The sequence below is a fragment of the Microvirga yunnanensis genome (genome assembly GCF_025460875.1).
Window position 1 is genome coordinate 1 of the sequence record NZ_JAMXFI010000002.1, and the last position, 11,326, is coordinate 11,326.

The following is an 11,326-nucleotide window of genomic DNA, read 5'->3' on the forward strand; positions in this document are numbered from 1 at the left end:
TCAAGCGTGCCGTCATCAGCCACATGCGCCGGCTTGCCAGGTTGCCCGACCGGATCCGCAGCTACTTCGAGCATCCGTCGTTCCGTTATGCCGCGTAGTTCAAGATTACCCAATCCGGATCAGTAAGGGCCACACGGGTTATGGTGATAGCTCGACCTCTACTCCGCTCCTCGGAGATCAGACGCGCCTGACGGATCAGGGCGTCGACGTTGGCAGAGGCTCGGTGGATCAGCCGGCGGGGAAGATCCTGGTCATCTAGGAAGGTGGAAGCGGCAATGCGTTCTGGCGTCGGGTCGTGCCCTTCGGAGACGCTTTCACGGATCGCGCCCCAGATCTGGATATGGTCGTCTTGGACAAAGTCACCCGGACTGAGAAATCGCACTTTCTCGTATAGGCTTGGCTCGCGGAGGACTGCGCCAATAATTTCATCGTACGCGTTCATGTTTGGACTGCCGTCTGGAACTGTGGCGGGTTGAGGTCAGCGGACGTGGAAGCCGATATCTTCTTGAACCGATGGGATCGGCACATCAGGGGGAGGGAGTTCCAACCGGATATGCCCCGTGCGCTGCCGGTAGATGCGTCTACGGGCTCCCTGTGGCCATTTGAATTCGGGGCTCGATGGATCCATTCCATCTGGCGGAGCCTCCCACCCGATGAATTCGGTTTTCGCTGCTTCGGGATTGGACGGCTTGACGAATTTGAACACGACGTTGGGCTTCGGTACGCGCAGGGTAGATGCGGGCGTTCCGGCCGTGCGTCGAAGCCAGTTAAGCAACATCCCTACAGGCTCTGCCGGATTGAGCGGCTTGCAATAATCGATCGCCTGTATCAACCGATCATGACCGTGGGCTTGGGCGAGCCAGTGATAGGTTTTTGGGGCCTGTTGCTCCGCGATCCCGAGAGCGATGAGGTCACGGATTGCACGGGCCTTTGGAGTATCGGCATTGAGCTGTTCGTAACGCTTCACCAGGCTTTCGAGATGTTTAGCGACCCTTTGGTCAGCTTTGCTGTCATCGATCTCCCACGGCGCGGGCAGGCTGTCTTTATCCTTAAACGTGATCCGGCCTGCATGAATCGTGAAGAAGTCCTCAAGGTCTTTGCGGACCTCTTCAAAAACGAGTTCCGATACTCGACAAAGGGCTGCGGCCTCATGGCGGCTGATAGAGCGCCCCTTCTCAGCTAGGGCCGCAGCAAGCCGGATCGCCACGACGATCTGCTTTTGACCCTTTTTGGAGAGATCCACCAGCGATTGCGCGTCGAACATTCGCGTCGATTCCTGAACCGGGGAGGTTGATACCTGCTAAAGTATCAAGCCTCCTCCGAATTAAAAGAACAAAGCGAGAATTAAACTGCAATCTATCGGCCTTTGCCACGTGTGCGCCGCCTTTGGGCGAGGATTGCGCGACGGCGGGTTTCCGTGTCTGCGGCAGCAGGCTTCTGCTCTTGGGCCTCTTCAGCGCCGGTCTTCCGCGGCTTCCGCTTCTTCCTCGGGAGTTCTTCGGCCACTGGCACCGGGACGGAGGCAACCTCAGGGATCGTGCGCGGCGGTTCAACGATCGGGGGAGCCGGGGCTTTGGCTGGTGTTTTTTGATCAATCTGGCCCGACAAAGCACGCTCAGCCCCTTCGCTTGGTGCGTGACTTGGGGCTGGTGCGGGCCGGTGCGGTTTAGCGACTCGCGGCTTTTGTGGTGCCGGAGCCGTCGGTTCCACGGTAGATACCTTCGGGTCGACGACTTTGTCAGCCGGTGCAGCTGGAGCCTGCGGCTTGTTGGTCGCTTCCTTCACCTGGGAAGGCTTAGAAGCCGAAACCGGCTTCGGCCCACCTTCGGGCATCTTGCCCGCGTTCTTCGGATTGAAGAAGTTCTTGCCGAGGTAGCGATCGACGGCCGACTCCTGAGGAGGCTGCGGTGTAGGTTTGGATGGGGAATCCGACAAGCTGGTGTGCTTCGGAAACCATCCTGCAGTCATTTCCCTGATCTCCTCGAGCGACATCCCGCGGCGGCGCGGCTTCGGGCCAGGCGCCGGATTGCTGGGAGCAACCATATCGAGGAACTGGCCGAAGAGTTGCTTTTGGAATGATCTGGCGAAGTCGGCGCGGATATGGGCGATCTGCGAGGCCTTCTCACGGTATTCAGCCGCGAAACGGTCGGCAAGTGCGCCAAACTGTTTGCCCTCGGTGGCTCTGACTTCCGCGGCCACCTCTATCAGAACCCTATCGATCTTAGTCCTCTGCGCGGGTTTCTTGAGACGCGCTCGGGACACCATCTTGTCAGCCACAAAGTTTGCCGCCGTTTGGGAGGCGACGGCCGACATCACAAGGCTGTAAAGATCGGCCGACCTGCGGATAAGCCGTTGAAATCGTTCGGAATCCGGGTGCCCGGCTGAGTGGAGGGCAGTAAAGAAGGCTCGGTTCTTATAGCTCGCATTGACCGCCGTGGTAGCGGCCTGTCTGGATTGCTGGTCGAGTTCGGCCGCTGCATCTATCCACTGCTGGCGGGCTGCCTCGATACCCTGCTCCGTGACTTGGCCCTTGCGCTCCTTAGCGTAGATTTTCGGGTCGATCCGCTTCTTAGCCTTCTGGGTGAGGCCCATGGCTTTGTAGGAGCGATGGTCGTAGCGCTTCGAGCTGCCTGCAGCCTCCAGGGCTTTGTTTAGAATGTTCTTATACCGGCGCCGCTCGATGCCGACCCAGGCGAGACTGCTCATTTCGCGGATCCGGTCCTGCATGAAAGGGCGCCGAGATCGTAAGTTTCGACTCTGTGATCGGAATGTCTCTATGATCTCGAAGTCCCAGGTAACCTTGCCCGTCGCAGGGTCTACCATCTGTTTTGCGGGTCGTTCGCTTAGCGCAATGTGGATATGAAAATTCCGCCGGTCGTTATGTTTGTCAGGCGCGTGAATAACGGCCCAGTAGGGAAGTCCTTGGCGTTCGAACTCAGAACAGTATTCCTTGGCCAGTTTTAGACGTTGAGCCGCGGTGATCTCGTGGGGGAGCTCCGCAATGATACGGGTCTGGACACGTCCGCCGCGTCCCAGCGAAACCTTTATGGCGCCGTCCGTTAGGAAGTCCCCCATCGTGTGAGCAAACTTCAGGAGAGCGATAGCTTCGGCGTCCTTTAGGTGGACCTCGTAGGGCGTCACCTCGGTTTTGCAGTTTTCGATAGCTTTGGCCAACGGTTTGGGAATCTCATGTCCCGACTTGGCATAGCGGTCGATCGCCTCCCAGAAGGCGGCACCACGGAAGGGGTTAATCGTGAACTTGTGATCTTTCGGACTACGCTCGGCTCGTTCCAGTTTCTGCCAGAACTCTAGTCGATCTTCCTTAGAGTCTCCTATATTCCCGAACGACGAGACGACGATGGCCTCGTTTTCCTCATGCTTTTCTGACGCGGCATCCCGTTCGATATATGATTGGCCCTCGCCAAGTCCTAGACCATCCCGCTGTTCCGCGAACTTTAAGGATTCTGGGTCGACGAACGTCTCGGCGGCGCCGTCGCGCTCAATGTAACTCTCGTGCTGAGCGGCACTACCGGATGGAGTGCGCCCAGCATAAGCCGCAACTGTATAATTTGTTTTAGATACTGACGTCACAGAAAAGTGAAACGTGACCCCGCCAGTATCGGGGGCCTGGGGCCTCGGTGCGGTCTTGAAGGCCATAGACCGATTGAAGTCTCTGGCCGATCTAAGCCCAGGTGACTTCATCGCATCAAGCATAGCTTTCAAATTCTTCGGCGATGTGCTGTGACGCCTCACCCGCTCCTGTGCTCTACGCTCAGCCTCCGCGATCCGGCCTGAAATTGCCAGTGCGCGAGCGGTATCGCGGCGAACCATTTCTTCAGCTTCTTGCTCAGTCATCGTTTGATTTGCAAATTGAACTCCTTGCGTGCTTTACCACAAAACTGCGAATTAAAGCAGGCCGCGGCATCTTTATACCTCGGTCTTAACCTGCGCTGACACGCTTTGGGTCAGTTTGAAACTGACTCAAAATGGTGCAGTTTTCCGGTTGCAGAGTGAGCGAACGATTGTTGTGCTAATTCATCGGAAACATTGCGTTTTTTACGTTTTCGTTGGGCCTGTCGATGGTTGCTAAAATTGATGGTTCAGCTGTTTACCATCAATGGGATTCAGCTTTGTTAGAATCCGAGTTACCGCGTATAACGCTCCCGTCTAAAACGGGCTCAATCAACCACCCAAAAGGGGCAACAAAGAAATGGGCAAACATGCTGACGACGGTATAAGAGAATCGGTTTTCCATCCGATCGCGATTAGCGGAAGTCTCTCCCGGCTTACGGAAGCCGTCGCGGCCGCAACAAGCGTTGTGGCTCGGGACAAACGCTTTGTGGATCGAATGGACGAAGTTTTTGCTGATCTTCCTAAGCACAGGGCAGGCTTTAATGTCGGCGGTCGGGTCTTGGGTATGCGCCAGAGAAAATTTCTGGAGATCGCCCTGGCAACGTCCGAGAATTTGCGAGATATCCCAGAAGATGGCGCGTGTGAGCTGACGATCGTCGTGCGCGAGCCAGCGAAGATCGAGGATATGATGTCCTCGCTGAACATAGGTGATTTGATCGAGGTGCGTGGAACGATCGTTCCGTTCGCATACTCCGAAGATGATGGTGAGCGCGTTGTTTCGCTGACGATGGTCGCAAGCAATGTCAACGTTATCGATAATACGCAGAGATGAACTTTGACGCACCAGACCCCTCGATGAGTTCGTAAGGGTGTTCGCAGGGGGCCGCCATTGGGCGGCCTTTTTGCGTTATATCACTGAAGAAACTGGACTGATGAGAACTGAAGCGCCGCAAGTTTCAGTGTGACGAAGGTCGGAATCGACTCATCCGTCGTCGCGCCCCTGGTGTAGAAGGCGTTCCCGCCGGCCACTAACAGATATTGAGCATCCTTGTATGGGATCCGGAACCCGGCAGTGTGGAAATACAGCTATCGACCAACGGCTTTGTGCCTGGCGCCGGTAAGAACCTCAGACGCGACCATCTTTGCGCGCGAGTATCCTGGATCCGGCGTTGGCTTAGTCAGGACGCCTTTGGCGAACTGCCCCTTTTGACCAACAACTTCGCAGATCGTGTCTGGGTACTTAGGAGACGCGACCCGGTTCATGACGACAGTTCCAACGGCCAGCATTCCGTCATCACTGTTTCGATTGCTCTCGAAGTACATTGCGCGAGCTAGACATTCATGGGCGCTGCTGCTCACCAGCGTGATCTGCTTTTGCGTCTCCTTTGGCAGAGGTGCGTGGACTTGGGCACTTGTCTGGAAGGAAGAGACTGGCTCGGCCTGTCTGAATAGAGCGCTTTGGCATCCGCCAAGCGCTAGGCAAATAATGCTGGCGGTCCAGATGCGCGACGTTGATTTATGATTTGCGTTTCGGGTCATGCTCCTTTTTAGCGCAGAGCTGGTCCGTAACGACAATTCGGATAATGGCAGTTTATTTCGCCGCCGTTAGGCCAGAGCATCGGGCAGTTGGTTCGGCGGTGTTTTTAGGATCGTGCCGGGATCTGTTGAGCCTGCCGATCGCGGTTAGGGTGGAATTCTGTGGCTTTCGTTCTTGGTCGACAAGGCTCTGGGAGTAACGAACCCGAAAGGGAACTTGGCTAAGCAGTTTCTCGATGGGCTGAACGTTTAGGCTGAGTGAATTGGCTCGGATGGCTCGTTTGGTGGGAACAGGTAGGACCGGCGATTTGACGTTTGGGGTGTTTAAGCGCCGATGGGGCTTAGCCACTTGTCGACAATTGCCGGAATGATCAGAGCCGAAGGTACGGTTTGAGGTTGTGGGAGGCGAGCGTGTTGGAAGCAGGCGTGATCTGCAGTCGCCGGCCGCTCGCGGGATCCATCGGGCATACGGCGAATAGGTTACCCATGCCTTCGAAGGGCAAATCCGGATTCGAAACGACCCTGCACATGGGCGTCTCCTGTTACGCAACTAAACTTCGTCACCTTGTATACCAAGGGCGGCCAGAGTCCAGACACATTTATGCCACAACCGGCGACAAGTGGCCGGATTGTCCTCTATCTGACGTTATAAAGTGAGAATGGCTACAATGGCTTCGCTTCTATGAGCGACATCCTCTCTCTTCGCAGCATCGTTGCGGAAAAGATCGCTGCCGCAATCCTCAGCGGCGAGTTCGAGCCGGGAGCACAGCTTAAGGAGGCGGCGCTGGCCGAGCGCCTTGGCGTGAGCCGGGCACCAGTACGTGAGGCGCTCCGCTTGCTCGAGGAGAGGCGTCTTGTTGAGAGCCATCCCTATTCAGGCGCTAGGGTGACGGTGTTTACACCGGAGGATGTGGCCGATCTTTATGAGTTGCGAGAGGTCTTGGAAGCTAGAGCCGCTTTCAAGGCGGCATTGAGAGCGACAAAGGAGGATATTGCGGAGCTCAAAGCAATTATCGATCAGGAGGCCACCCAGATATTAGGGGAGGCTGTCGAGCCTGCTGGTGATGAGCCTAACATCGACTTTCACCAAAAGATCATTCAGATCTCCGGGAACCGAGAATTCGCTCGCCTGATGAACAATGATTTCTGGCGATACAATCGGATTCTTTACCGGATGCACTGGGGCCGGAAGGAGGGAAGGGAAGAGGAGCGGCATCTCGAGCACGTACGGATATTCGAGGCAATCCAGTCTGGGGACGGTCCTTTGGCCGAACTACTCATGCGCCGGCATGTGCAGAGCACCCGGGTTGTGATCGGCGAGGCCCAACAGGTCAGGTACGGACGCCGAGCCTCGGATAAAGTCTGACCCCTGTCAGGGGGCGATGTCACAGAGAGTAAAGCACTTCGGGAAGCTGGCGTTCGTCAATCTAGGCGCAAAGGCGAGCGTGACGATCAGGAGCGATTAAGGTATTTATTCAGTTGCCGGTCCTAAGGCTGGGCGTTACCAACCTGAATATCTCCAGTTCCGCCTGATCCCACCTAATTGCAGTTTTGCCGTCTCCTCGGAGCCTCTCATGACGTTTTCCGCGTCCGTCTCTAATGGTGTTCTGCTCCTTTCTGGAGGCGAAGCCGAAGACAGCGTCCACGTCCGGTACGACGAGACCGGGCGCGTCATTGTTACATTGAACGGAGGCAATGTTCCCGTCGATGGGGGATCAGAGCCCGTACAGTCGATAGACGCGGTAGGGCTCACGGCCGCTCCGCTAACAATCCTAGGATCTGCTGCAGGCCATGCTTTCGTGGTCAAACCCGTTTCTGGTTCTGGTATCACCACCCTCGCCGGCGGGTCTGGAGTCGATAGTCTCACCATCGTTCAGAATGGCGGAATACCCCATCAATTCTATGTCGAGGGTATCGAACAGATCATCGGAAGCTCCATCGACGATCGTGTTTCCCTGGGAGATGCCGGAAACACCCTGACGATCACCGGCGTTGAGGTGCTGACCGGCGGGGCTGGTACTGATCTGGTCACCCTCAGCAACGACAATGACATTATCAAGCTAACCGGGATCGAGAGCGTCGACGGTGGGGCAGGAGGGGATCTCGTCGTCTTAGGTGATTCCGGGGGCACAATCTCTGTCAGAAACGTCGAGTCCCTGGTGGGCGGATCGGGAACCGATCAGGTGATCCTCAGTGACGGAGATAACACGATCCTCATAAGGGGGGTCGAGACTCTTGATGCCGGGGCTGGCAACGACACGATTAGGCTAGGCGACACATCCAACACTCTTACAATCCTGAACGCCGAGACCATCGTCGGCGGGGTATCATCGGATATCGTGACCCTCGGCGATGGCGGCAACTTGGTGGCTGTAAGCCAAGTCGAGACGCTGATCGGGAGTGTCGGCGTCGACTTAATTACCCTGAGTAGCGGCAACGACACGCTCACTGCGAGCGGCATCGAGAGCATCGACGGTGGGGCCGGAATGGACGTCGTGTTCCTGGCTGGTGCCGGGGGCACGGTCACTGTCAGAGGGGTTGAAATCCTGGTTGGCAGCACTGGAATCGATCACGTCACCCTCAGCGAGGCAGATGACACATTCATCTTTAGAGCGGTCGAGACCCTCGACGCGGGCGCCGGCAACGACACGATCAGCCTGGGCGATGCATCCAATACGGTCACAATCCTGAACGCCGAGACCATCATCGGCGGGGCATCATCCGATACCGTGACCCTTGGCGATGGCGGCAACGTCGTGGCCGTCAGACAGGTCGAGACGCTCATCGGTGGAGCTGGGACTGATCGGATCACGCTCAGCAGCGGGAATGACACCCTTTTCATGACCGGGATCGAGTTCCTCGATGCCGGGGCTGGTGGCGATACCATTACCCTTGGAAACCAGGGAGGCACCGTCACTCTGCACAATGTCGAAACCCTCTTGGGCGGCAGCGGCGTCGATCAGGTGTTCCTGAGCGATGGCGACGACATCCTCATCACCGTGGGCGTTGAGACCCTCGATGCGGGTGCCGGAAATGACAGCATCATCCTGGGAGACCGCGGTGGCACGTATACCATCCTAAACGCCGAGACTATCATCGGCGGAACGGGCTCGGATATCATTACCCTCGGAGCCGACGGCAACGTGATCGCTGTCAGATTGATCGACACGCTCATTGGCGGTGCCGGGGTTGATCACATTACTCTAAGCAGCAGCAATGACACGGTCTCGGTGAGTGGCATCGAGAGCATCGATGGCGGACTGGGCGGCGACAGCGTCACGCTCATTGGCCAAGGTGGGACTGTCGCAATCCGGAATGTCGAGACGCTGATCGGGAGCGTCGGCGTCGACCAGATCACACTGAGTGAAGGCAACGACACGCTCATTGCGAGCGGCGTTGAGGGCATCGACGGCGGGGCCGGAATGGACGTCGTTCTGCTGGGTGATGCCGGGGGCACGGTCACTGTCAGAGCCGTCGAGATCCTGATCGGCGGCACCGGGATCGATCACGTCATCCTCAGCGAGGCCGATGACACCATCATCTTTAGAGCGGTCGAGACGCTCGATGCGGGCGCGGGGAATGACCGTATCAGCCTGGGCGATACACCCAACACGGTCACAATCCTGAACGCCGAGACCATCATCGGTGGAACCGGGATCGATAAGATCACGGCTCAGTCAGGTTCATCGACGATCAACGGCGGTCTCGGCAACGATACCATCACGGGTGGCGGAGGACGGGATCTCTTCGAGGGCAAAGCGAGTGAACTCGACGGGGACGTCATCACGGACATCGAGAATGGCGAGAGCATCCGGATCACCACTGGCACACTTCAGGGCGCGTCACTCTCCGGTGAGACGCTGACATTCCGGGTGGACGATGTCGACTACGCCCTGACGCTCAAGGGCGCTACCGGGGCAATCGCGCTCTCGGCCAATACGATCATCTACAATGCGAGTGTCCCGCAGGTTTCGTCCGTGGCTGTGCCTGCCAATGGGACCTATAAGGCCGGGGACGCCCTGGATTTTACCCTAGCCTTTACTGAGGCGGTGGTTGTCAGCGGGGCACCCAGCATTGCCCTTGTTGTCGGCTCGAAGGTCGTCGAAGCATCGTACCTTGGCGGATCAGGAACAGGAGCACTGACCTTCCGCTATGTCGCGGCAACCGGGGACCTGGACGCGAACGGCATCGCAATCGGCTCCCTGGCCCTGAAAGGCGGCACGGTCCAAAGCTTGGGGGGCCTGGACGCGGAAACGATCCTCAACGGGGTCGGGTCGACCGCGCAAGTGCTCGTCGACGGGGTTCCTCCAGAGACAACGATCTCCGCGGGCCCGCCGGGGACTTCACCGAATTCCAACGCGGTCTTCACCTTCTTATCCAGCGAGGCGGGTGCATCCTTCCAGGTCAGCCTCGACGGGTCGAGCTTTGCCGCGGCCTCGGACGTATTTACGATCACCGGTCTCGTCGACGGCAGTCACACACTGGCGGTGAGAGCCATTGATGCCGCCGGCAACATGGATGCGACACCGGCCACCTATACCTGGACCGTCGATGCCGCTCGGCCGAAGGTTATCAACGTTGCCGCTCGCACGGCAGCCGGCACCTATTCGGCCGGGGATCAGATTGCGATCGCTGTGGAGTTCAGCAAGGTCGTGGTGGTGGATACGAGTGCAGGCCTGCCGACGCTCGCGCTCGAAACCGGTCTAATCGACCGTTTCGCGTCGTTCGTTTCGGGGTCGGGGACGAACACCCTGGTCTTCCATTACACGGTGCAGCCAGGCGACCTGTCAGGCGATCTGGACTATCTGGAGAGTGGCGCTCTCCGTTTGAACGGGGCCACCATCGCCGGCGTGTCGGGGAACAGCGCCGACCTTGCGCTGCCTGGCCCGGGAACATCGGGATCGCTGGCGGCCAACAGCAACCTTGTCATTGGCGAGCGGCCCGTCGATCCCGGCCCGGTGGACCCGGGCCCGGTCGATCCAGGACCAGTTGATCCGGGGCCGGTTGATCCCACGCCGACCGAACCTGACCCGGTCAGGCCTGACAATCTTCACGTCATCGGCAGTGCGTTAAACGACGTTCTGACGGGCGGAGGAGGAAACGACACGCTTTCCGGCGGCGCAGGGCACGATCGCCTCGATGGCGCCGGCGGAGCTGATCTGCTGACCGGGGGGACCGGTAACGACACCTATATCGTCGACTCGTCCGGCGACCGGATTCTGGAGAGCGTGAGAGGCGGCACGGACACGGTGTACAGCTCCGTAAACCTCAGGCTTGGATCGAACGTGGAAAACCTCCACCTGACCGGTCACGCCATCAGCGGCTATGGCAACTCGCTTGCCAACAAGCTCTACGCTTCGAGGGTCGGAAGTCTCCTGGACGGAAAGTCGGGGAATGACGTGCTCACCGGCAATGAGGGGCAGGACCGGCTCTATGGCTCCTCCGGGGACGACAAGCTCTACGGCCGGGACGGCAAGGACCGCCTTGATGGCGGCTCCGGGAAGGATCGGCTTTATGGTGGGGACGGCAACGACACGCTGGATGGTGGCGCTGGCGACGACGTCCTGTCCGGGGGCGAGGGAGCGGATCTGCTGCAGGGCAGCGCCGGTCGAGACGCCTTTGTCTTCGACACCAAGCTCGGGAAGGGTGAGATCGATACGATCCGATCGTTCAGCATCGCCGCGGATACAATCTGGCTGGACCGGTCGGTCTTTAAGGCACTCGGCAAGCAGGGAACGCTCGGGCTCGACGCATTCACGTGGGGGAAGGCGGCCTCGGACGCGGACGATCGCATCATCTACGACATGGCTAAGGGCGCCCTTTACTATGACGCCGATGGCAGCGGGACCGGCAAGGCGGTTCAGTTCGCCAAGATCGACAAATGGTTGTGGCTCAGCGCGTACGACTTCAAGATCGCTTAGGCTACCGCCAGGCCATG

General features: G+C 58.3%; 7 protein-coding genes. 3 read left to right on the plus strand and 4 right to left on the minus strand.

Annotated elements, in window-relative coordinates:
• Positions 1–85 precede the first annotated feature (85 nt).
• From NF876_RS00955 to NF876_RS00965, 3 genes are all read right to left on the minus strand, one after another.
• Positions 86–442, minus strand: a complete 357-nt coding sequence (locus tag NF876_RS00955; protein WP_262267141.1) for a DnaB-like helicase N-terminal domain-containing protein — start codon at positions 440–442, stop codon at positions 86–88.
• 36 nt (positions 443–478) lie between these two features.
• On the minus strand, positions 479–1,264 hold the full coding sequence (locus tag NF876_RS00960) for a histone H3 family protein (protein WP_262267142.1): 786 nt from the start codon (positions 1,262–1,264) through the stop codon (positions 479–481).
• Positions 1,265–1,356: 92 nt separating this feature from the next.
• On the minus strand, positions 1,357–3,855 hold the full coding sequence (locus tag NF876_RS00965) for a MobA/MobL family protein (protein ID WP_262267143.1): 2,499 nt from the start codon (positions 3,853–3,855) through the stop codon (positions 1,357–1,359).
• A gap of 355 nt (positions 3,856–4,210) precedes the next feature.
• Here NF876_RS00965 and NF876_RS00970 point away from each other — a divergent pair, with 355 nt between their 5' ends.
• Positions 4,211–4,684, plus strand: coding sequence for a hypothetical protein (locus tag NF876_RS00970; protein ID WP_262267144.1), 474 nt, complete (start codon positions 4,211–4,213; stop codon positions 4,682–4,684).
• Positions 4,685–4,938: 254 nt separating this feature from the next.
• On the opposite strand, the gene NF876_RS43070 is transcribed toward NF876_RS00970, so the two are convergent.
• Positions 4,939–5,391 carry a cell wall hydrolase gene (locus tag NF876_RS43070; RefSeq protein WP_315974987.1) on the minus strand — a complete coding sequence of 151 codons (453 nt, stop codon included), beginning with the start codon at positions 5,389–5,391 and terminating at the stop codon, positions 4,939–4,941.
• Positions 5,392–6,070: 679 nt separating this feature from the next.
• Between NF876_RS43070 and NF876_RS00980 the strand changes: the two genes are divergently transcribed.
• Together NF876_RS00980 and NF876_RS43075 are read left to right on the plus strand one after the other, a co-directional pair.
• The gene (locus tag NF876_RS00980) at positions 6,071–6,754 is read left to right on the plus strand and encodes a GntR family transcriptional regulator (protein ID WP_262267145.1); all 684 of its coding nucleotides are present in this window, start codon (positions 6,071–6,073) and stop codon (positions 6,752–6,754) included.
• A gap of 208 nt (positions 6,755–6,962) precedes the next feature.
• Entirely contained in the window at positions 6,963–11,309 is a 4,347-nt protein-coding gene (locus tag NF876_RS43075) for a calcium-binding protein (protein WP_315974988.1), read from the plus strand.
• Positions 11,310–11,326: the final 17 nt, after the last annotated feature.